This window comes from Amycolatopsis sp. Hca4 (genome assembly GCF_013364075.1).
Lineage (GTDB): Bacteria > Actinomycetota > Actinomycetes > Mycobacteriales > Pseudonocardiaceae > Amycolatopsis.
The window spans coordinates 3626407-3647739 of the sequence record NZ_CP054925.1 but is presented as its reverse complement, the minus strand read 5'-3'; the positions used below and the strand labels follow the sequence as shown (position 1 = coordinate 3647739).

Annotated in this window: 16 protein-coding genes; 6 read left to right on the top strand and 10 right to left on the bottom strand. The window is 71.6% G+C overall.

What is annotated here, in order from left to right:
- Window positions 1–3 precede the first annotated feature (3 nt).
- The gene (locus HUT10_RS15735; RefSeq protein ID WP_176171893.1) at window positions 4–1368 is read left to right on the top strand and encodes a glycosyltransferase; all 1365 of its coding nucleotides are present in this window, start codon (window positions 4–6) and stop codon (window positions 1366–1368) included.
- Window positions 1365–2411, top strand: coding sequence for a DegT/DnrJ/EryC1/StrS aminotransferase family protein (locus HUT10_RS15730; RefSeq protein ID WP_176171892.1), 1047 nt, complete (start codon window positions 1365–1367; stop codon window positions 2409–2411). The genes HUT10_RS15735 and HUT10_RS15730 overlap by 4 nt, the downstream gene beginning before the upstream one ends.
- A gap of 55 nt (window positions 2412–2466) precedes the next feature.
- Here HUT10_RS15730 and HUT10_RS15725 read toward each other — a convergent pair whose 3' ends face one another.
- From HUT10_RS15725 to HUT10_RS15705, 5 genes are all read right to left on the bottom strand, one after another.
- Entirely contained in the window at window positions 2467–3126 is a 660-nt protein-coding gene (locus tag HUT10_RS15725; RefSeq protein WP_176171891.1) for a response regulator transcription factor, read from the bottom strand.
- Window positions 3127–3201: 75 nt separating this feature from the next.
- Window positions 3202–4017 (bottom strand): ABC transporter permease, encoded by an 816-nt coding sequence (locus HUT10_RS15720; RefSeq protein WP_176171890.1) that lies wholly within the window; start codon window positions 4015–4017, stop codon window positions 3202–3204.
- Window positions 4014–5000, bottom strand: a complete 987-nt coding sequence (locus HUT10_RS15715) for an ABC transporter ATP-binding protein (RefSeq protein ID WP_176171889.1) — start codon at window positions 4998–5000, stop codon at window positions 4014–4016. The genes HUT10_RS15720 and HUT10_RS15715 overlap by 4 nt, the downstream gene beginning before the upstream one ends.
- A 111-nt stretch (window positions 5001–5111) precedes the next feature.
- Window positions 5112–6305 carry a macrolide family glycosyltransferase gene (locus HUT10_RS15710; RefSeq protein ID WP_176171888.1) on the bottom strand — a complete coding sequence of 398 codons (1194 nt, stop codon included), beginning with the start codon at window positions 6303–6305 and terminating at the stop codon, window positions 5112–5114.
- 37 nt (window positions 6306–6342) lie between these two features.
- Window positions 6343–7014 carry a VC0807 family protein gene (locus tag HUT10_RS15705; protein ID WP_176171887.1) on the bottom strand — a complete coding sequence of 224 codons (672 nt, stop codon included), beginning with the start codon at window positions 7012–7014 and terminating at the stop codon, window positions 6343–6345.
- Window positions 7015–7316: 302 nt separating this feature from the next.
- On the opposite strand from HUT10_RS15705, the gene HUT10_RS15700 reads away from it, so the two are divergent.
- The 3 genes from HUT10_RS15700 to HUT10_RS15690 all read left to right on the top strand — a co-directional run bounded on the left by HUT10_RS15700 (window position 7317) and on the right by HUT10_RS15690 (window position 11499).
- Window positions 7317–8630: a histidine kinase gene (locus HUT10_RS15700; RefSeq protein ID WP_176171886.1), complete on the top strand. Its 1314-nt coding sequence runs from the start codon at window positions 7317–7319 to the stop codon at window positions 8628–8630.
- Between the two features lie 179 nt (window positions 8631–8809).
- Window positions 8810–8953 (top strand): hypothetical protein, encoded by a 144-nt coding sequence (locus tag HUT10_RS15695; protein ID WP_176171885.1) that lies wholly within the window; start codon window positions 8810–8812, stop codon window positions 8951–8953.
- A gap of 134 nt (window positions 8954–9087) precedes the next feature.
- Window positions 9088–11499, top strand: coding sequence for a beta-glucosidase (locus tag HUT10_RS15690; protein ID WP_254897467.1), 2412 nt, complete (start codon window positions 9088–9090; stop codon window positions 11497–11499).
- A gap of 166 nt (window positions 11500–11665) precedes the next feature.
- On the opposite strand, the gene HUT10_RS15685 is transcribed toward HUT10_RS15690, so the two are convergent.
- Genes HUT10_RS15685 through HUT10_RS15665 form a run of 5 tightly spaced genes read right to left on the bottom strand, consistent with a single transcriptional unit; the run spans window position 11666 to window position 19643 of the window.
- Window positions 11666–12871, bottom strand: a complete 1206-nt coding sequence (locus tag HUT10_RS15685; RefSeq protein ID WP_176171884.1) for a cytochrome P450 — start codon at window positions 12869–12871, stop codon at window positions 11666–11668.
- An 11-nt stretch (window positions 12872–12882) separates the two neighbouring features.
- Window positions 12883–14637, bottom strand: coding sequence for a non-ribosomal peptide synthetase (locus tag HUT10_RS15680; RefSeq protein ID WP_176171883.1), 1755 nt, complete (start codon window positions 14635–14637; stop codon window positions 12883–12885).
- On the bottom strand, window positions 14634–17402 hold the full coding sequence (locus HUT10_RS15675) for a condensation domain-containing protein (protein WP_176171882.1): 2769 nt from the start codon (window positions 17400–17402) through the stop codon (window positions 14634–14636). Before HUT10_RS15675 ends, HUT10_RS15680 begins: the two co-directional genes overlap by 4 nt.
- Entirely contained in the window at window positions 17389–18816 is a 1428-nt protein-coding gene (locus HUT10_RS15670) for a methyltransferase (protein WP_176171881.1), read from the bottom strand. Before HUT10_RS15670 ends, HUT10_RS15675 begins: the two co-directional genes overlap by 14 nt.
- Window positions 18817–18851: 35 nt before the next feature.
- Window positions 18852–19643, bottom strand: coding sequence for a hypothetical protein (locus tag HUT10_RS15665; protein ID WP_176171880.1), 792 nt, complete (start codon window positions 19641–19643; stop codon window positions 18852–18854).
- A 250-nt stretch (window positions 19644–19893) separates the two neighbouring features.
- Here HUT10_RS15665 and HUT10_RS15660 point away from each other — a divergent pair, with 250 nt between their 5' ends.
- Window positions 19894–21327, top strand: coding sequence for an FAD-binding oxidoreductase (locus HUT10_RS15660; RefSeq protein WP_176171879.1), 1434 nt, complete (start codon window positions 19894–19896; stop codon window positions 21325–21327).
- Window positions 21328–21333: the final 6 nt, after the last annotated feature.

Here is a 21333-nt window from a genome sequence, read left to right as displayed (position 1 = left end):
GCGATGGCGCCCATCCTGTTCGCGTCGATCGCGGACGCCGGCATGATCAACCCGCTGCTCGTCATCGCCGGGGAACTCGCCCGCCGTGGCGTGCCGGACCTGTACTTCGCGTCCACTGAGGACCGCCGCGCCGACGTCGAGGCGATCTCCGCGGCCAACCCGGTCCGGTTCGTCTCCTTCGGCGAGCGGCTCGAGCGCCCGCCGGGCGAGTGGGACCCGGACCTCTACGCGGCGGCGACCCAGCCCGCCAAGCCGGGCAGCCTGACCGCGCGGCCCCAGAACGTCGTGGCGTACCTGAGCGGTGTCACGGACGCGAGCATCATGGTGACGATGTACGAGCGCGCGCTGGCCGCGGTCGACGAGGTCGAGCCGGCGCTGATGGTGATCGACTCCTCCAGCGTCTACCCGACGGACGCGGCGATCGCCCGCGGGATCCCGTACGTCTACAGCGTGCCGATCTCGGTGAGCGAGATCTTCGCCGAACGCCTGCCGCTGAGCTACCCCAGCCCGAACACGGGCCTGCCGCGGGAGCTTTCGGGACGCCAGAAGCTGGCGAACCTCGGCTTCCGGCTGCGGCTGCTGTACGGCATGCTGACGAAGGTGCCTGCGATGCGGTTCACCAAGGCCCGCAAGGAAGCCGGGATCCTGAACGCGACGGCGGGCCAGTCCGGTTACGCCGACCGCGCGCAGGCGATCCTGGGGTATTCGGTGTTCGGCATGGAGTACCCGTTCGACGCGGCGCCGTCGCACCTGCGGATGGTCGGGCCGGTGGTGCCCCCGCTGCCCGAGGCGGTGGAACCGGACCCGGCGCTGTCGGCCTGGCTGGACGAGCACGAATCGGTGGTGTACCTGGCGTTCGGCACCCACATGCGGCTGACCGCGCCGCAGGTGGCGGCGATCGCCGAGGCGGCCCGGCGGATCGGGCCCGAGCACCACGTGCTGTGGAAGCTGCCGAAGGCCCAGCGCGTCCTGCTGCCGGCGGACCTGCCGCCCAACGTGCGGCTGGAGAACTGGGTGCCGTCCCAGTTCGACGTCCTGGCACACCCGCACGTGCGCGCGTACTACCACCACGGCGGTGGGAACAGCGCGTACGAGGGGATCTACTTCGGCAAGCCGGGTCTGGTGCAGCCGTTCTGGATGGACTGCCACGACCACGCGGCCCGCGTCCTCGACAGCGGCTGCGGGCTGGTGCTCTCGTACGAGGAAACGATCTCCGCGGACGCGATCGTGGCGAAGCTGCGGCGCGTGCTGGAGGAGAAGGAGTTCACCGCACGGGCCGAGGAATGGGCGGACCGCTTCCGCTCCGCGGGCGGCGCCGCGGCGGCGGCCGACACCGTGCTGGCCGCTCTCCGGGAGGAACGGGCATGAAGTACCCGGTTTCGCAGCCGTACCTGAACGGCGACGAGCTGGCCAACGTCACCGACGCCGTCACGAGCGGCTGGATCTCTTCGCAGGGGCCGTACGTGGCCCGGTTCGAGGCGGATTTCGCGGCCTACAACGGTGTTTCTTTCGGAGTCGCGTGCTCGTCCGGTACCACGGCACTGACCTTGGCCCTGCGGGCGCTGGGGATCGGCCCGGGCGATGAGGTCATCGTGCCCGAGTTCACGATGATCGCCTCGGCGTGGGCGGTGACGTACACGGGTGCGACACCGGTGTTCGTCGACTGCGGCGACGACCTGAACATCGACGTGTCGCTGATCGAAGCGAAGATCACGCCGCGGACCCGGGCGATCATGCCGGTGCACGTCTACGGGCGGCGCTGCGACATGGACGCGATCATGGCGCTGGCCTTCGAGTACAACCTGCGGGTGGTGGAGGATTCGGCCGAGGCGCACGGGGTGCGGCCGGTCGGGGACGTCGCCTGTTTTTCCCTGTTCGCCAACAAGATCATCGCGTCGGGCGAGGGCGGCATCTGCCTCACCTCGGACGCGCGGCTCGCCGCGCAGATGGAACACCTGCGGGGGATGGCGTTCAACCGGGACCACACGTTCCTGCACAAGAAGCTCGGCTACAACTTCCGGATGACGAACCTGCAGGCCGCGGTGGCGACGGCCCAGGTCGCGCAGCTGGACTCGATCCTTTCCCTCCGGTCCGCCATCGAGTCCCGGTACGACGCCGGGTTGCGGGACGTTCCGGGTGTCACACTGATGCCCCGGCGGGACGTGCTGTGGATGTACGACCTGCTGTGCTCGCGGCGGGACGAGCTGCGGGCCTTCCTCGCCGCGGAGGGGATCGAGACGCGGGTGTTCTTCAAGCCGATGAGCCGGCAGCCGATGTACCTGGACCCGGTCTGGCCTTCGTTGAAGGCGAACCGGTTCGCGGAAGAGGGGTTGTACCTGCCGACCTACACGTCGCTTTCGGAAGACGACCAGGAGTACATCGTCTCGCGGGTCCGGAAGTTCTACAGCTGATCTGTGTGTGCTCGACTCACACCCCGGCCGTGACCACGGCCGGGGTGGTGTCGTTTCAGCCCTGGCGCACCTTGCTGCTCAAGTAGGTCAGCACCGCCAGCACGCGCCGGTTGTCGTCCTCGTGCTGGGCCAGGTCCAGCTTCGTGAAGATGCTCGCCGTGTGCTTCCCGACCGCGGCCTCGCTGATCGTCATCCGCTGGGCGATCGCCGCGTTGGAGCGGCCCTCCGCCATCAGCTCCAGCACCTGGCGCTCCCTTGGGGTCAACGCGTCCAGCGGGTCCTTCCGGGACCGGCTCGCCAGCAGCTTCGTGATGACCTCGGGGTCCATCGCCGTCCCTCCTGCCGCCACCATGCGGAGTGCGTCCACGAACTGGTCCGCGTTCAGCACCCGGTCCTTCAGCAGGTACCCGATCGCGCCGGCGCCGTCGGCCAGCAGCTCGCGGGCGTACGTCTGCTCCACGTGCTGGGACAGCACCAGCACCGGCAGCCCCGGACGGCGGCGGCGGGCCTCCAGCGCCGCCCGGATTCCTTCGTCGCTGAACTTCGGGGGCAGGCGGACGTCCACCACCGCGATGTCCGGCGTGTGGTCCTCGATCGCCTTCAGCAGCTCCGTGGCGTTGCCGACCGCGGCCACCACCGTGAACCCGTGGGCTTCCAGCAGCCTCGTCATGCCGTCACGAAGCAGGTAGAGATCCTCCGCGAGGACTACGCGCACGAACCGCTCCTGGGGTTCCGGGCCGGGCGGGGCCGGGTTGGGGGTGGCCCAACCGTACCGCCCGGTCACCCCGCGTCAGTCCAGTGCCCGCTTCAGGAAGCCCCGGATGCCGAACGCCCCGAAGACCAGCGTCGCCACCGTCATGACGAGCAGGGAAATCCACAGCGGGATGGACTGGACCTGGTCCGGCATCACCAGCCGGCGCAGGGCCTCCGACACGTACGTCAGCGGGTTGGCCGCGCAGATCACCTGGAACCAGCGCAAACCGGACAGGCTGAGCCACGGGAACTGACCGGACCCGGTGAAGATCAGGGGCACCAGCAGGATGGTGAACACCAGGTTGATGTGCCGCGGCGGCACGATCGTCCCCAGCACCATGCCCACCGCCGCGCCCGCCAGCGACCCCAGCGCGACGACCCCCGCGACACCCGGCAGGGCCGCCGGGCTCCAGTGGACGCCGTCGAGGATGAGCAGGCCGATCGGGATCATCACCAGGCCCGCGATGATGCCGCGGATCGCGCCGAACAGCATCTTCTCCACCGCGACCAGCCGGATCGACAACGGCGCCAGCAGCCTGTCCTCGATCTCCCTGGTCACCGAGAAGTCCAGCACCAGCGGCAGCGCCGTGTTCTGCAGGGCCCCGGTGAACGCGTTCATCGCCACCATGCCGGGCAGCAGCACCTGGGCGTACCCCGCCCCCGCGTAGCCGATCTGCGACAGCACCTTGCCGAAGATGAACAGCAGGAACAGCGGCTGGATCAGCATCTGGGCCAGGAACGGCAGCAGCTCGCGGCCGGTGACGAAGAAGTCGCGGCCCAGCACGGCGAAGAACGCGCGGGCCTGCCCCGGCTGTGCTTGCGGCTGGGGCTGGGCGACAGTGGCGGCGGTCATCTGAGGTCCCGTCCGGTGATGGAGATGAACACGTCTTCGAGGGTGGGCTTGCCGAACGAGATGCCGGTGACGTCGCACCGCTCGCGGCCCAGCACCGCCAGCACGCCCGGCAGCAGCGACGCCGGTTCGGCTTCGGTGTACAGGCGGAACTGGACGGCCTTCTCGTCGGCGGCGGCCCGGCCGGCCGCGGCCAGCCGCTCGACGCGCTCCACCGTCGGCACCTGCTCGAGTTCCTTGCCCACGGCGTCCGCGGGCGACTCGGCCAGGCTCACGCCCACCGTCAGCGTCGTGTTGCCGGGCAGCGACCGCGTCAGCGCGTCCGTGGTGTCCAGCGCCAGCAGCTTGCCGCGGTCGACGATGCCGACGCGGTCGCACAGCTTGGCCGCCTCCTCCATGTCGTGCGTGGTCACCACCACCGTGACGCCCTCGGCCGTCAGCTCGGCGACGCGCTCGTGCACGAACAGCCGCGACTGCGGGTCCAGCCCGGTCGCCGGCTCGTCCAGGAACATCACCTTCGGCTGGTGCATCAGCGCGCGGGCGATCATCACGCGCTGGGCCTGGCCGCCGGACATCTCGTCGACCCTGGCCTTCGCCCGCGGGCCGAGGCCCATCCACTCGATGAGCTCCTCGGCCCGGCGGTGCCGCTGCGCCCGGCCCATGCCGTGGTAAGCGGCGTGGAACAGCAGGTTCTGCCGCACGGTCAGCGACTGGTCGAGGTTGTTGCGCTGCGGCACGACGGCCAGCGCCTGGCGGGCCGCCGTCGCGTGCTTGACGACGTCGATGCCCGCCACCTCGGCGTGGCCCGACGTCGGCAGCGCGCGGGTGGTCAGCATGCTGACCGTCGTCGTCTTGCCCGCGCCGTTGGGGCCCAGCAGGCCGAACACCTCGCCGGTGGCGATGGTGAAACCGAGGCCGTCGACCGCAGGCCGTTCTGCTTTGGGGTATCTCTTCACGAGATCCCGTACCACCACAGCGTCCGGCACGCCGGTCCTCCAGGAATCAGTGTGGACGAAAAAGAGGTGAGGAAGGGCCGTGGTGCTGGGGGACAACCTCGGCCCTTCCCCACAGGCGGCTGGTTCGGCCGAACCAGCGGGTCAGGAAACGTGCTTGAGGTGCCGCTCGAGCTCGTCGGCGGCGCGCACCGCGCCACCGGCGGCCCGCACCTTCGCGCCCATCGCGGCGACCGCGGCGCGGATCCGCCCGTCGGCCGCCGTCGAGCGCACGGCGTCCCGCAGCAGCTCGGGCGTCGGCTCGCGGCCGGCCAGGTTCGTGCCGAGGCCGAGTTCGGCGACCCGGTTGGCCACCGCGGCCTGCTCGACGCTCTGCGGCAGGGCCACCATCGGCGTGTCGAAGTACAGCGCCTCCATCGTCCCGCCCATCCCGGAGTGGGTGATGAAGGCCGAAGCGTGTTCCAGCACCGCCAGCTGCGGCACCTGGGCGTGCGTCTCGACGTTCGGCGGCAGCTCGCCGAGCGCGGCCGGGTCGAGCGCGCCGATCGACAGCACGACGTGCCACTCCGAACCGCTGAACGCCGCCACGACGGCCTTGAAGAAGTCCGGCCGGTCGTTGAACGCCGTGCCGAGCGAAACCAGCAGGACGGGCTTGCCGTCCGACGGCGGCTCCCAGCCGCCCTGGAACGTCCGGTCGCCCAGGCACGGGCCGACGAACGCGAAGTGCTCGTCGAAGGTTTCGCCCTGGTACTGGAATTCCTTGGCCACGAAGGCCAGCGCGAACTCCTCGCGCCCGATGGCGAAGTCCGACGGCGAGATCGCCGGGACGCCGTGGGCCTGCGTCAGCTCGGCGATCTTCTCCCGGAACGCGACGCGGGCGGGGTGTTCCTCGCTGAAACCGTTTTCCTCGCCGAGGAACTTCGCCAGCGACCAGTGGTCGTTGTAGGCGAAGGACGGGAACAGCTCCACCGCGGGCACGCCCCACTTCGCGGCGAGCACCCGCCCGGTCGCGTACACCGTGCGGTCGTAGAGGATCAGGTCCGGCCGGTCGCCGTCGAAGGCCGCCTCGAACACCGGGATGGTCGCCGTGCTCTCCATGACCAGCACCAGCGGCAGCCAGGCGGCGAAGTCGGCGGGCGGGTCCTCGGTGCGCGGCTTCGGCGTCAGCGACGACTCGTACCGCAGCACCCGGGCCCCGGTCGGCGCCACCAGGTCCGCGAACTGGTCGGTCGTGGCGTAGGTGACGCGGTGCCCGCGGCGGACCAGCTCGGCGGCCACGTCCAGCGTCGGCATCACGTGCCCGTAGGCGGGGATGCTCAGCAGCGCGATGTGTGCCATGGGAAAGCTCCTCGGGTTGCGGTGGACGGCCGGGGCCTCAGGCGCGCAGGTCGTGCTTGCGGGTGTAGTAGGCCATGAAGCCGATGAGCCCGCCGAGGACCACGATCCACTGCACGGTCGTCACCAGGTTGATGTCGTCGAGCGGCAGCGTGTAGGCGAGCACCACGCGCACGACGGCGTCCACGATCATGCCGACGCCGAACACGACGGTGAGCAGGCGCAGGCCGTGGCGCATCTTCGGTTCGGTGTCCCAGCGGCGCTCCCACACCTCGGCGCCGGCGCCGCCGCGCTTGGTGCGCGCGATGCTGACCCCGGCGTGCAGGAAGAACGGCTTCTCGAAGAACAGCGTGATCAGCATCCAGATGCCGAACATGGCGGTGAGCCAGCCGTCCTTGGCGAAGAAGAACCGCGCGTCGCCCGAAATCAGCGAAACCGCGGTGCCGATGACCATCATCGTCACCATGAAGAGGCCGAGCCCGTCGATCTTGCGGTAGCGGGCGAAGACGTACACGGTGCGGACCACCGGGACGATGCCACCGATGATCGCGGCGGTCAACAGCGGAACGCCGTTCTGGCGCAGGATGTAGTAGACGGCGAGCGGGACGATCAGGTCGAACGCGGCGGAGGCGAACAACGCCAGCCGCGGGTTGCGCGGTTCACCGTGCGACGGCGCGTCGGCCTGGGTGCGTTGGATGCCGGCTTCGTTCATTGCTGCTCCTGGTGGTTCGCGGGTTCGTTCTCTTCCGGAACGCCATTCGCTTGCGTCGTGGCGCTGCTCCGGGGACAACGGTAGTGTCGCGATCCCGGTCGGCGTGAGCCTGTTAGACCGAACATAGGGGTATGCCTTTCCCTACCCCCTAGGAGTGGGCTGGACCGATTGTCCCGCCCCCGGGGGTGCCCCCATCCTGGAACGGCCTCGAGTGCGAGCGGCCGGTCCGGCCCCCTCGCCGGACGATGGGGGACGCGATGAGCCGACCGGGAACACTGTCCCGTGGCGAGTATGATCTGCCGATGTCGACGATTCCCCGGCGCAGCGCCTCGGCCGTCCGGCGGGGTGTCGCCGGAATGGCGCGGCTGGTCGTTTTCGTGCTGTTCGCGGCGGTGCAGGTGTGCGTTCTCACGCTGCCCGCGCTGTTCTGGCTGCCGGAATACGTCGCCGCCGCGGGGCTCACCGTGCTGGTCGCCATTCCGGCGTGCCGGCTGCTGCCGGTGCTTTCCCGCAAATGCGCGCCGGTGCTCTACGGCCGCCCCATCGAATCGCCGTACCTGCCGCTGCCGTCGCTGGAACGCACCGAGAACGGCTGGTACTGGAACGGCTACGACTTCCACAAGTCCCGCTGGGTCTCGCTCGCCCAGCGGCGCGGCCGCTGGTTCTTCACCGACCCGGCCACCTGGCGGGACCTGTGCTGGCTGGTCCTCAACCCGCTCTCGGGCGGCCTCCTCGCCGCCGTCCCGGTCGCGCTCGCCGGGTTCGGGGCGTTCCTGCTGGTCGCCCCGCTGACCGCGCCGCACCTGCCGTCCGGGGCCTGGTACTTCCCGCTGCCGGTGGACAGCCCGGCGGGCATCGCCGCGACGGTCGTCGCCGGGCTGGCCCTGCTGGTGCTGGGGCTGGTGGCCGCGCCCGGCGCGGTCGGCCTGCACGAAGCCTGGACGCGGTGGCTGCTGGCGCCCGACGAGCGGGCGCTGCTGTCCCGGCGGGTGGAGCGGCTGTTCGCCACGCGCGCCGCGGCGATCGACGCGCAGGCCGCCGAGCTGCGGCGGATCGAGCGTGACCTGCACGACGGCGCCCAGGCCCGGCTGATCGCGATCGGCATCTCGCTCGGCACCGCGGAAATGCTGCTCGACACCGACCTCGACGAGGTGCGGCGGCAGCTGGCCGGCGCGCGGGAGCTGTCCGCCGCCGCGCTGCGGGAGCTGCGCGGGCTGGTCCACGGCATCCAGCCGCCGATGCTCGCCGACCGCGGCCTCGGCGCCGCGCTCGAGGACCTCGCGATGGACGCCCCGGTGCCCACGGACGTCGAGGTCGGGCTGATCGGCCGTCCGGACGCCGCCCTGGAGTCGGCCGTCTACTTCGCCGTCGCCGAGCTGCTGGCCAACGCGGCCAAGCACGCGGCGGCCAAGCGCGTGCGGGTGCGCGTCACCCACCGGCCGGGGGCGCTGCAGGTCGTCGTCGCCGACGACGGCAAGGGCGGCGCGGACTTCGGCCGCGGCACCGGGCTGGTCGGTGTCCAGCGCCGGATCGCGGCGTTCGACGGCGTCGTGGAATGCGTCAGCCCGCCCGGCGGACCCACCGAAATCACCATCGTCATTCCGTACGCCGAATAACCAGGGGGATCAGCATGCGTCGCGCCATTGCAGTGTGCCTGTTCGCCGTGGTCACTTCTTTTTCGGTGACCGGGTGCGACCATTTCGTGGACCTCGGGTGCGCGGAACGGTCCTGTCATTTCAACCTCGTCAGCGGGGGAAAGGTGGACCTCGGCGGGCAGGAGCTGAAGGTGCAGAAGATGGACAACAATTCCGTCACCTTCCTGACCGACGGCATCAGCGTCTCGCTGTTCCAGGGCGTCGACCTCGATTTCCTGGGGTACCACCTGCACCTGGGGGAGATCCGCGGCGGCGAGGCCAGTTTGGACGTCACCCGGAATTAGCCGGCGGTGCACCGGCCGCCCTGTCCGCGCTGGTCAAGACAGGGGTTACGGTCCGTGCAGCAGTCACCTAGGTTGGTCCACGATTGGACCGACTAGCGGCAGGGGCGACCCTTTCGCGGGTTTCTGGGGTGACTATGCGTAATGATCTTCTACGAGCGCGCCCGCGCGCGGCGGCGGTCGTCCTCGCCGGCGTGCTGCTGACGTCCGCTTTGGCGGCTTCCGCCGCCGCGGCCGACCCGGCCGCGAAGTTCTCGCCGCGGGTGCGGAGCCTCGTCGGCGAGCTGACGCTCGACGAGAAGCTTTCCCTGGTGCACGGCGGAAACGACCCGAACAGCGTCGGTGAAGCCGGGTACGTGCCCGGTGTGCCGCGGCTCGGCATCCCGTCGCTGCGGCTGACCGACGGCTCCGCCGGGGTGCGCGTCGACAAGCCTTCGGTCGTCATGCCGGCGCCGGTTTCGCTCGCGTCCAGTTTCGACGAATCCCTCGCCACCCGGTACGGCGCCGGCGTCGGCCGGGAAGCCCGCGCGCTGGGCACCGACGTCCTGCTTTCCCCGATGGTCAACACCATCCGGATCCCCTACGGCGGCCGCAACTTCGAAACCTTCAGCGAGGACCCGCTGCTGACGTCCCGGCTGGCCGGTGCCGAGGTGCGGGGCATCGCCGGGCAGGGCACCATCCCGGTCGTCAAGCACCTCGCCGGGAACAACCAGGAGAACGACCGGCAGACGATCAACGTCGTGCAGGACGACCAGACCCTGCACGAGGTCGAGCTGCCCGGCTTCGAGGCCGCCGTCAAGGCCGGTGCGGGCGCGGTGATGTGCTCGTACAACAACCTCAACGGGCCGTCCGCCTGCGCGAACCCCGACCTGCTGACCGGGATCCTGCGCGAGCAGCTGGCCTTCCAGGGCTGGGTGATGTCGGACTGGCGGATGTCGCTGACCCCGGACAGCCTGCCCAAGGGCCTCGACCAGGAAATGCCGGACGGCACGTACTTCGGTGACCAGCTCAAGGCGGCGCTCACCGCGGGCACCATCCCGCAGTCCGCTTTGGACACCGCGGTCGGGCGCATCCTGAGCCAGCTGGACCGCTTCCACCTGCTCGACAACCCCGCCCGGCCGTCCCGCGACCTCGCCGGGCTGACGGCGACCGCGCAGGACGTCGCCCAGGCCGGTGCGGTGTTGCTGCGCAACGAAAAGTCGGCGCTGCCGCTGAGCACCGCGCGTTCCGGCAAGGTCGCGGTGATCGGCTACAACGCGAAGACGCCGAAGCTCAACGGTGGCGGCAGCTCCCACGTGCTCCCGTCCGCCACGCCCGCCTCGCCGGTCGACCTGATCAAGCAGCGCGCGGGCAGCACCACGACCTACACCGCGGGCTACGACCCGGTGGGCGAGGCCGTGCCGGCCGGCGCGCTGTCCCCGGCGTTCACCCAGGGCGGCGGGCTGCCCGCCGGCGCGGAGGGCGTGTTCTACAACGGCACGGTCACCGCGCCGAGCGAGGGCGACTACAGCATCCAGCTGCAGTCGACCGGCGGCGGCGGGTTCTTCCAGGTGGACGGGACGGCGAGCGGGCTGTTCGGCGACTCCATCGCGGGCGGGTACACCGGGATCACCGTGCACCTGACCTCGGGGCCGCACTCGCTGCTGCTGTACGGCTTCGCGGACTTCGTCAACCCGCTGAAGGTCAACCTGCACTGGATCACCCCGGCCGCGGCCCAGGCCGACATCGACCAGGCGGTGGCGGCGGCGAAGGCGGCCACCACGCCGATCGTGTTCGCCTACGACGACAGCTCCGAAGGCCTCGACCGGCCGGACCTCTCGCTGCCCGGCTACCAGGACGAGCTGATCGACGCCGTCGCGGCGGCCAACCCGCGGACGGTTGTGGTGCTGAACACCGGGTCCGCGGTGAAGATGCCGTGGCTGGCCAAGACGGCGGCGGTGCTGGAGATGTGGTACCCCGGCCAGAAGGGCGCCGAGGCGACGACGGCGTTGCTCTACGGCGACGTCAGCCCGCAGGGCAAGCTGACGCAGACGTTCCCGGTGGACGAGGCGCACACGCTGGTCAGCGGCAGCGCCGGGCTGTACCCGGGCCAGGACGGCCAGGTGAAGTACACCGAGGGCGTCGACATCGGCTACCGCTGGTACGCGGACAAGAAGATGACCCCGCTGTTCCCGTTCGGCTTCGGGCTTTCGTACACGACGTTCGCCTACAGCGGCCTCACGGTGGCGAACGCTTCCGACGGCGGCCTCGACGTGAAGGTGACCGTCCGCAACACGGGCACCCGCACGGGCACGGAGGTGGCCCAGGTGTTCGTCGGCCCGAGCCCGCAGGTGACGGCCCCGCAGCCGCCGACGGCCCTGGGCGGCTACGCGAAGGTGACGTTGACGGCGGGCGCGTACCGGACGCTGACGATCCACGTCGACCCCCGCCAGCTGTCCTACTGGGACGTGACGGCGAAGGCGTGGAAGCGCGGCGGCGGCACTCGCGCGGTCCAGGTGGGTCCGTCCTCGGCATCCCTCCCGCTGAGCACCCGGGTCGCCGTGCGCTGAGGGGCATCACCCGTGTCCCCAGGGGCATCACGTGTGATCGGAGGGGCATCAGCCTGATGCCCCTCCGATCACGCATGATGCCCCGCTGAGCACACGTGATGCCTCGCTGATCACAAGGAAACGGCCGGCGCCCTGGTGGGGTGCCGGCCGTTTCCTCGTTCGCTCCTCAGCCGTTGGTCACCGGTAGGTGGCGGAGGCCGCGGATGATCGCCGAGCGGCGGCGGTCGGCCGGGCCCGTCTGGTGGAGGTCCGGCAGGCGGGTGGCCAGGACGCGGAACGCCACGTCCGCCTCCAGGCGGGCCAGGGGTGCGCCGAGGCAGTAGTGCGAACCGCCCGAGAACGAGAGGTTGTCCGGGGTGGTCGGTCGGGTGAGGTCGAAGACGTCGGGGCGGGACCACACGGACGGGTCGCGGTTGCAGCCCGCCGTCAGGACGACCACCGCCGTGTCCGCGGGGATCACCGTGTCACCGACCAGCACGTCCTCTGTGGACACCCGGCTGGACTGCTGGACCGGCGCCTCGAACCGCAGTGACTCCTGCGCCGCCTGGGGCGCCAGGTCCGGGTTCGCGACCAGCTTCTCCCACTGGTCACGCCGTTCCAGCATGGTCTTGACCCCGACGCCGATCAGGTTCACCGTCGACTCCGCGCCGGCCAGGGTGAGCAGCTGGCACAGCGACACCAGCTCGTGCGTCGACAGCCGGTCCTCCGCGCGGGCGGTGAGCAGCTTGCTGACCGCGTCGTCGCCCGGGTGGGCCAGGCGCAGCTCCATCAGCTCGGTGAACAGCGCGTCGAGCTCGTCGAGCGACCGCTGGACCTCCGTGATGTGCTCCACCGACGTGATCTCGTCGAAGATCGTGCCGAACTTCGGCCCGTGCTCGAGGTACCGGCTCAGGAACGGCTCGGGGATGTCGAAGATGGCCGCGACCACCGTCACCGGGATGAGGTCGGCGAACGACGTCATCAGGTCGAACTCGCGACTCGTGTCGACCCGGTCCAGCAGCTCGTGGCAGATCGCGGTGAGCCGGTCCCGGAACCCGGCGATCGCCTTGGGGCTCAGGAACGGCGTGGCCAGTTTCCGCAGCCGGGCGTGGTCGGCGCCGTCGGCGCCGAGCATCGAGTTGTCGAACGTCGTGATCACCGGGCTGATCGGGGTGCCGTCGGACTTGAGGACGCCGAACCGGCGGTCCCGCAGCACCTTCGTGGCCGTCGCGTGGTCGACCGTCGTCCACGCGCCGAGCTCGCTGCGGTGCAGCGGGCCCTTCGCGCGGATCCGTTCGTAGAGCGGGTAGGGGTCCTCCGGGCCGCGCAGCAGCAGCGCGAGGGGGTCACCGAGTTCGCCGAGGGTCCACAGCACCCGCATCTGGGTGGTCATGTCCTGGACCGTCATGACGCCGCCGCGATCAGCCCGGCCACCCCGCGCACGGTCGGTGCCTCGAACACCTGGGAGATCCGCAGCTTGACCCCGAGGTCGCGGCTGATCCGCGAGCACAGCTGGGCGGCGGACAGCGAGTTGCCGCCCTGCCGGAAGAACGAGACGTCGGCGGCGATCGACGGCACGCCGATGATCTCCCGCAGGATGCCCGCCACGGCGGCTTCGGTCTCCGAAAGCGGCGAGTCCCCGGCTGGTGCGGCCGCCGCCCGCAGGCGGACGGCCAGTTCGGCCAGCGCCCGGCGGTCGAGCTTCCGGTCCTCCAGCACGGGCAGCCGGTCCAGCCGCCGCACGAGCGCGGGCACCAGGTAGCCCGGCAGCCGCTCGGCCAGCCGGGCACGCAGCTCGTCCTCGCCGGGCGTTCCGGTGTAGAACAGGCAGAGGTCCTCGTACGCGCCGTCGGCGCCGGTCACCGGCACCACCGCGCACGCCCCGACCCCCGGGACACGGCCGGCGTTCTGCTCGACGTCGTCCAGTTCGATGCGGTGCCCGCGGATCTTGACCTGGCGGTCCGCCCGGCCTTCGAAGTGCAGCAGGCCGTCGGCGGTCCAGCGGCCGAGGTCGCCGGTGCGGTACACGCGTTCCGGCCCGGACGGCAGGGAAACCGTGACGAACTTCCGCGCGGTGAGCTCCTCGTCCCGGAAGTACCCCAGCGCCAGACCGCGCCCGCCCAGGCAGATTTCGCCGCTCTCGCCGGTCTCGCACAGCCGGTCGCCGTCGAGGACGTAGGCCTGGGTGTTGGGGAACGGCACGCCGAGCGGCACCTCGGGGTGGTCGGTGACCCGCACGCGGTGGCAGGTGGCCGCGACGCTCGACTCGACCGGGCCGTACATGTTGTAGAGCGGGATGTCCGGGTACGCCTCGAGGAACCGGGCGGCGTGCCGGGCCGAGAGCTTCTCGCCGCCGGTGCCCACCGCCCGCAGGCCCGCGAAGGCGTCGAGGTCGTTGTCGACCATGCTGTGGAACACCGCGGTGGGCGGGAAGATCGTGGTGACGCCGTGGATGGCGACCAGGTCACGCAGTTTCGTCGCCAGCTCCAGGGTGTCTTCGAGCAGGACCAGGGTGCCGCCGTTGAACAGCACGCCCCAGGAGTCGAGGCCGAAGGCGTCCCACGTCGCCGCGAGCGCCTGCGGCATCACCGCGCCGGAGTCCAGCGGGGTGAACAGCCAGTCGTCGAAGAGCCGGACGTTGCCGCGGTGCGCGGTGACCACGCCCTTCGGCGTCCCGGTGGTCCCGGAGGTGAAGAACACCGCGCAGGCGTCGTCGGCGCCGACGTCGACCGCGGCCGGCCGGGCGCCCGCGACCGGGTGCGACGGCGGCGACCACACCGACGGCCACGAGCTCCCGCGCTCGGCGGCCACCACGGGCCCGCCGAGGTGCTCGATCAGCTCGGCCAGCCGGGCGGTGGGCCACCGCAGGTCGAGGGCGGCGTAGGCGGCGCCGCACTTGAGCACGGCCAGCAGCGTCGCGAACAGCTCGGGGGAGCGGGGCAGCAGCACCGGCACGATCGAGCCGCGTCCGACGCCGCGGTCCTGCAGTTCGGCCGCGCAGGCGTCGGCGAGTTCCGCCAGCTCGCGGTAGCTGGTGTCGCGGCCCCGGTGGTGCAGTGCGGTGCGCTCGGGCCACCGCGAAGCACACCACTCGAACAGGCCGTGCATGGTCTCCGCGCGCCCGAAGGGGACGGGTGCGGGGTTGGCGGACGGGGTCATCGGGTGCTCCCGGTGATCAGCTGCGCCAGCGCGGCCGGCGTCGGGTGGGCGAAGGCGGCGGACAGCTTGAGCCGGACCCCGGTCTGCTTCTGGATCCGCTGGACGAGCTGGGCGGCCAGCAGCGAATGCCCGCCGCCGGCGAAGAAGTTCGTGTCCGCGGTGACGTCGGTCCGCTTGAGCAGCTGCCCGAACAGCGCCACGACGGCGGCGGTCGTGGCGTCCGGCGCGGTCTCCGCCGGGGCCACCGCCACCGGTCCGGCCGCGGTGGCCAGCTCCGCGACCGCGGCCCGGTCCACCTCGTGCGCGGCCGTCTCGGGCAGCGCGTCGACCCGCAGGTAGCAGGTCGGACGCGCCGCGGGCGGCAGCACCGCCTCGGCGTGCCGGGCCAGCTCGGCCGCGAGCTGCGGTTTGTCCGGCGCCTGCACGACGGCGACGAGGTCCTCGGTGCCGGGACGCAGGGTGACCGCGGCGGCGACGACGTCCGTGTGCGCGGTCAGGGCGTCTTCCACGGTGGCCAGGTCGACCCGGGTGCCGCCGGACACCAGCTGCCGGTCCAGCGGACCGTGGACGTGCAGGGACCCGTCGGGCCGCCAGTGCGCGAGCACGCCGGTGGCGGTGCCCAGCCTCAGTTCCCCGCGCACGCCCACGGGCAGCCGCCGCCCGTCCGGCGCGACGACGTCGGCGCCGAGGCCCGGGACGGGGACGCCGTCGGTGAGCACCCAGCGGCCCCCGGCGGAGAACACCGTGTGGACGTCGGCGTCCAGGGCCTGCAGGGTGCGGACGAGCGGGCCGGGCGCGGGCTCGGCGCCGATCAGCGCGGTGCGGCCGCCGACGGCCTCGCCGAGCTGCTCGGCCACGCGGGCCCAGACGAGCGGGGTGGCGGGCACGACGCCGATGTCGTGCCCGGTGAGCAGCCCGGCGAGCAGGTGACCGTCGGTGCGGGCCGCGTCGGGGGCGACGACCAGCGGCACGCCGTTGGTCAGGGCCAGGAGCAGTTCCGGGACGGCGGTGGAAAGCCACAGCACCGGCCGGGAACCCACGGCGACCGGCCGGACGGAGTCCGCGAGCTCGCGGTGGGTCACGCCGGGCAGCGCCGGGCTGTCCGGGGAAACGGCGGCCGCGTCCGGGTCGACGGCGACCGTGACGGCGTAGGAGATTTCCTCGGCGTCCAGCACCTTTTTCGCGTCGGAGGCCTCCGTGACGGCCGCTCCGGCCAGCCAGCTGCCGAGCACCGCGGCCGCGAAGTCCGGGCCGCGCGGGGCGGTCACGGCGACGACGTCACCCGGGCCGGTTCCCGCGTCGGCCAGCAGGGTGGTGACGGCCGCCGCGGCCCGCCAGAGATCCCGGTAGGACGTCGTGCCCCCGTCGGTCACGATGGCGGGGGCACCCGGGTTTTCCGAGACGTGCCGGGCGATCGCGGTGAGGACGGTCCCGGTTCCGGCGGGAACACCGGGCGCGTCGAGGACGGCGTGGTCGGTGGCGCCCCAGCCGTCGAGCTCGCGCAGCGGCCGGTCCGGCGCGCTCGCCGCCGCGACCAGGAGGGCGTCGTAGCGCTCGAGCAGCAGTTCGACCTCGCCGCGGTCGAGCACCTCGGCGCCGTAGACCGCCTTGACGCGGCTCTCCTCCGCCGAGGGCAAGATGACGAACTCGAGGTCGAACTTGCTGTGCCCGGGGTCGATTTCGACGACCTCGGCGGCCGCGCCGCCGAGGCTCGTGGCGGCCCGGCCGCCGAAGGGCAGGTAGTTGAACACGTGCCGGAACAGGGTGGTGCGCCAGGACGAATCCGCTCGCTCGACCTCGGGCAGCAGGACGTCCATCGGGACGTCCGCGTGCGCGATCGCCTCGAAGAACAGGTCCCGCACCCGGCGGCTGAAGGTCCGGAACGTCTCGGCCGGGTCGATCCGCACGCGCAGCGGCACGATGTTGACGTGGTAGCCGATCGCGCGCTGGGCCTGCTGGCTGCGCACGTTCACCGGGAAGCCGACGGCGAGGTCGGTCCCGGCGCCGTGCGCGTGCAGCAGCAGGTAGTAGGCGGCCAGCAGCACGACGACGTCCGGTGCCTTGAGTTCCTTCTGCAGCGCGGTGACGACGTCCTTCGCGGCCGCGGAGAACGGGCGGACGAGCTGCTCGCCGCGCAGGGTCGGCTGGGCGCTTTCCTGGCCGCCGCACCACAGTCCGGGCCCGCCGGAGCCGAAGTCACGCAGGTGCTCGCGCCAGAAGGCGAGGCTCTCGGGTTTCGGCTCGGACTCCGGCCAGACCGGGACGGGCGGCCCGGCGTCCGGGAGGTCCCCGGCGAGCACCGCGTCGTACGCGGCGGCCAGCTCCTCCAGGAAGATCGACATCGACGTGCCGTCGAAGACGAGGTGGTGCACGGCCACGCCGACCGAGTCGTGCTCCGGGCCGTGGAACAGGCCGACGCGCAGCAGCGGCGATCCGTCCAAGGTGAACGGACGGGTGATCAGCTCGCGCAGGGCAGCGTCGACATCCTCGCACTCCGCGCCCTCGAGGGGGATCGGGAACGACGGCAGCACCGACTTAGTCAGCCGGGTGTCGTCGGCGTGGAACACCGTCCGCAGCGCGTCGTACCGGCGCACCAGCTGCGCGACGGCCTCCTGCAGGACGGCCCGGTCGAGCCGGCCCGCCACCCGCAGCGCGACACCCGGTACGTTGTTCACGCCCTCGCCGGGCACCAGCCGTTCGAGCAGCCAGAGCCCTTCTTCCTTGCGGGTCGCCGGAATCCGCGGCGTCTCCTCAGCGGTCGGCATGTCCGGTCCCTTCGGGGAGGTCTTCGACGGTGACGAAGGCGTGCGGAACGGCCTCCGCGGGCAGCCGGGCGGCCAGGTAGGCGCGCAGCTCGGCGACGAAGGTGCTCGTCTTCGCCGCGCGCGAGGGGGCGTTCGCGTACTCGGTGAAGGGCAGCCCGGGGGTCGCCGCCGAAGCGGGCACGGTCACCGGCTCGCCCTCGCGGGTGTAGACGACGTCGACCAGGCCCGGTCCGCCCGCCGACCAGGTCACCGCGGCCTGGTAGCCCCGCCGCCGTCCGATCTCGTGCAGGTCTTCGGGGTCCGGTGCGGTCACCGCGGCGGGCGTGCTGCCGCTGTCGAGCTTGGCCAGCGCGGCCAGCTCGCGGGCGACCCGGCCGTTCGGCACGCCGGTGATCCGCGCGGACGGCGGCCGGACGTCGCTCAGCAGCGTCTCCAGCGCGGCCGGGTCCCAGGCCAGCGTGTGCGCGGGCTCGACGGTCTCCGCGGGTTCCCTGCGCAGCACGGCGTCGTAGCGGTGCCGGCTCAGCTCGTTGTGGTGGCGGGCCCGCTTCAGCCGGACGTCCGCCGCCGCGATGCCGGGCAGCGACGCGGCCAGCGCCGGGAAGAAGTCGGGGTCGACGAGCAGTTCCTTCTCTTCCAGGACGCTGTTCTCGACCAGTTCGCGGGCCTGTTCCGGCGCCGCGGCCAGCTCGTCGGCCAGCACCGCGGCCCGGAAGGCCCGCAGCAGCCGGAGGTTCCGCACGTCGCCGGCGAACACCGCGCCGCCGGGCGTGATGAGCGCGGCGGCCTGGCGCAGGACGTCGGCGAGGTAGCCGATGTCGGGGAAGTACTGGACGACCGAGTTGATCACGACGGTGTCGAAGTGATCCGCCGGCAGTCCCGCGAAGTCGTTGGCCTCGCGGCTGTGCAGCCGCACGTGGGCCAGCGCGGGGTCGGCCGCGACCTGGCCGGTGAGCGTCTCGATCACGGTCGGGGAGAAGTCCGTGGCCGTGTACTCCTCGCACACCGGCGCGAGCTTGGCCATCAGCAGGCCGGTGCCGACGCCGATCTCCAGCACCCGGCGCGGCCGCAGCGCCCGGATCCGCTCGACGGTGGCGTCCCGCCACTCCCGCATCTGCGCGAGCTCGATCGGCAGCCCGGTGTAGGTGCTGTGCCAGCCCACGAAGTTCTCCCCGAGCCCGCCGGACTCGGGGAGCTCGCCGTAGACCCATTCGTAGATGAGCTGCCACTCGTCGACGCGCGCGCGGTCGTCGCCGGCTTCGGCGACCGGGTCACGGGGCACGACGCGGGCGACGAGCCGCCCGGTTCCGGGTTCGCGGGTGACACTGGCCCGCGCGACGCCGGGGTGCCCGGCGAGCGCGACTTCGGCTTGGCTTTCCGTGCCGGTGCCCAGACCGGTCGGTGACGTCGGCATCAGCTCTCCTGCGGGGATCTTCGGTGAGGGGGCGGTCAGGGGAGCAGGCCGCGGACGGCCTGCGCGACCTCCGGCTGGCTGAGCAGGCCGGAGTGGTCGATGTCGAACCGGATCTCGCGCGCGCCGATCTCCAGCGCGCCGGGCAGTTCGGCGGAGCGGATCACGTCGACGCCGTCGAGGTCGCCGGTGACGGTGACCTGGGAAGCGGCGACCAGGTACGTCATGTAGCTGCTGAACCAGGAGACGAGTTCCTCGGCGCGGTCGGCGTCCAGCTCGACCCGCTCGAACGCCGTGGTGCCGACGTCGCGGTAGAGCCGCACGAACTCCTTCGTGAGCGTCTCGAGGTCGTCGTGGGTGCGCTGGGCGGCCTCGCCGGCGGCGTGCGCCTGCTGCACCTCCTCCTCGGTGAGGACGGCCGCGAGCGCGTCCACCACGCGGAAGAAGCCGTAGTGGAGGACGGTGAAGCCGGTGGCGGCGGTCGGGTCGAACAGGACCACCCGCGGCTTCGCCTGCCAGGTCGCGATGCGCTCGGCGATGGCGAGGGCGAACACGCTGGACGCGCAGTAGCCGAACACCGCCTTGATCTCGGCGCCGCTCGCGCGCAGCTCCTCGGTCCACCGGTCGAGGTAGTCGTCGCCGGTCATGCCGGTCTCCTCGCCGACGGCCGGCGGCAAGCTCTCCCAGACGCCGTACGGCGTCTCGAGGTGCTTCGCGAGCTCGGCGAACCCCGCCTCCGGCCGCCCGGTGACCGTGAAATCCACCGTGATGATTACTTCCTTGTCGGACGCGTTTTCGTCGATCGGGTGCCATGAATGGAGTTCGGCCACGATTGCCCGCCTTTATGTCTTCGGCAGAATAAAGATTTCCGCAGTCTGAAGCTAGCAGCGGCGGATCGGGCCGGTAACCCCTAGCGCGCCCCTAGACAAGAGGCTGGTGAGCAGTGGTTCCGAGGGGTTAGGGGTTGGAGTGGCCAGTGGCGTCGCCGTAGTGTTCGGCGACGATGAATAAACCGGGGAATGAGGGCGATCGATGGGCGCGGTAACAGTTCTTCCTGACGACGCCCGGTACGCCGATCTCGTGCGCGGGGTGAATCAGCGCTGGGTCGGCAAGCCCGATTACGTCCGCGTGCCGACGTCCACCGAAGAAGTGGTGGACGCCGTTGGCGCGGCGGTGCGCGAGGGACGGCGGATCGCGGTCCGCAGCGGCGGGCACTGCGTCGAGGAGATGGTCGGCGCCGCGGACGTGCAGGTGGTCATCGACCTGTCCGAACTCAACCGGATCGGCTTCGACGCCGAGCGTGACGCCTTCTTCGCCGAGCCTGGCGCGACCGTGGGCCAGGCCTACCGGACGCTCTACAAGCGTTGGGGCGTCACCATCCCGGCGGGGTCCTGCCCGAGCGTCGGCCTGGGCGGGCACATCGCGGGCGGCGGCTACGGCCCGCTGTCGCGGAAGTTCGGTTACGTCTCCGACCACCTCCACGCGGTCGAGGTCGTCGTGGTCGACGCCGACGGCACCGCGCGTGCGGTGGTTGCGAGCCGCGACGAGAACCACGACCTGTGGTGGGCCCACACCGGCGGTGGCGGCGGCAACTTCGGCGTCGTGACGCGGTACTGGCTGCGGATCCCCGGCGCGGTCGGCACCCCCGAGGCCCTCCTGCCCGCCCCGCCCGCCCGGCTGCTGGTGCAGCAGGACGTCTGGGTGTGGGACATGCTCGACGAGGCCGCGTTCACGCGCCTGCTGCGCAACCACGGCGAGTGGTACGAGCGCAACAGCGCCCCCGGTTCGCCGTACGAAGACCTCTACAGCGGCCTGTGGTGCGGGACGCGCGCGTCCCAGTTCGTCGCCATGTCGACACAGATCGACAGCGCCGCCCCGAACGCGGCCGGCCTGCTCGACGACTACGTCACCGCGATCCGCCGCGACCTCGGCGTCGCCCCGGCGCTGAGCAGCCGCCAGGAGCTGCCGTGGCTGCACGCGACGTCGTGGGGCGGCATCGCCGACAGCGGCGACCACACCCTGAGCTTCAAGATCAAGGCCGCCGACCTGCGGAAACGCTGCACCGACGAGCAGGCCGCGAAGCTGTACGCGCACCTGCTGCGCGAGGACTACGGCAACCACCGCGCCGGCGTGATGTTCGTCGGCTGCGGCGGCCGGATGAACGCGCTGTCGCCCACCGACACCGCGATCGCGCAGCGCGACTCGATCCTCAAACTCGTCTACTCCACGCACTGGGACGCCTCCGAACAGGCCGAGCCGCACCTGGCCTGGCTGCGGGAGTTCTACGCCGACGTCTACGCCGGGACCGGTGGCGTGCCGGTGCCGGACGAGCGCACCAACGGCTCCTACGTGAACAACCCGGACTTCGACGTCCAGGACGAGCGGTGGAACGGCTCCGGGCTGGCCTGGCACGAGCTCTACCACCAGCACAACTACCCGCGGCTGCAGCGGGTGAAGGCGCGGTGGGACCCGGGCGACGTGTTCCGGAACCCGTTCTCCGTGCGGCTCCCCTGAGCCCGA

Bases quoted from the DNA above. Each gene is read 5' to 3' on its own strand.
- HUT10_RS15735 (WP_176171893.1), top strand. From the start codon at position 4: ATGGCGCCCATCCTGTTCGCGTCGATCGCGGACGCCGGCATGATCAAC.
- HUT10_RS15730 (WP_176171892.1), top strand. From the start codon at position 1,365: ATGAAGTACCCGGTTTCGCAGCCGTACCTGAACGGCGACGAGCTGGCC.
- HUT10_RS15720 (WP_176171890.1), bottom strand. From the start codon at position 4,017: ATGACCGCCGCCACTGTCGCCCAGCCCCAGCCGCAAGCACAGCCGGGG.
- HUT10_RS15710 (WP_176171888.1), bottom strand. From the start codon at position 6,305: ATGGCACACATCGCGCTGCTGAGCATCCCCGCCTACGGGCACGTGATG.
- HUT10_RS15705 (WP_176171887.1), bottom strand. From the start codon at position 7,014: ATGAACGAAGCCGGCATCCAACGCACCCAGGCCGACGCGCCGTCGCAC.
- HUT10_RS15700 (WP_176171886.1), top strand. From the start codon at position 7,317: ATGTCGACGATTCCCCGGCGCAGCGCCTCGGCCGTCCGGCGGGGTGTC.
- HUT10_RS15695 (WP_176171885.1), top strand. From the start codon at position 8,810: ATGGACAACAATTCCGTCACCTTCCTGACCGACGGCATCAGCGTCTCG.
- HUT10_RS15690 (WP_254897467.1), top strand. From the start codon at position 9,088: ATGCGTAATGATCTTCTACGAGCGCGCCCGCGCGCGGCGGCGGTCGTC.
- HUT10_RS15685 (WP_176171884.1), bottom strand. From the start codon at position 12,871: ATGACCACCCAGATGCGGGTGCTGTGGACCCTCGGCGAACTCGGTGAC.
- HUT10_RS15680 (WP_176171883.1), bottom strand. From the start codon at position 14,637: ATGACCCCGTCCGCCAACCCCGCACCCGTCCCCTTCGGGCGCGCGGAG.
- HUT10_RS15675 (WP_176171882.1), bottom strand. From the start codon at position 17,402: ATGCCGACCGCTGAGGAGACGCCGCGGATTCCGGCGACCCGCAAGGAA.
- HUT10_RS15670 (WP_176171881.1), bottom strand. From the start codon at position 18,816: ATGCCGACGTCACCGACCGGTCTGGGCACCGGCACGGAAAGCCAAGCC.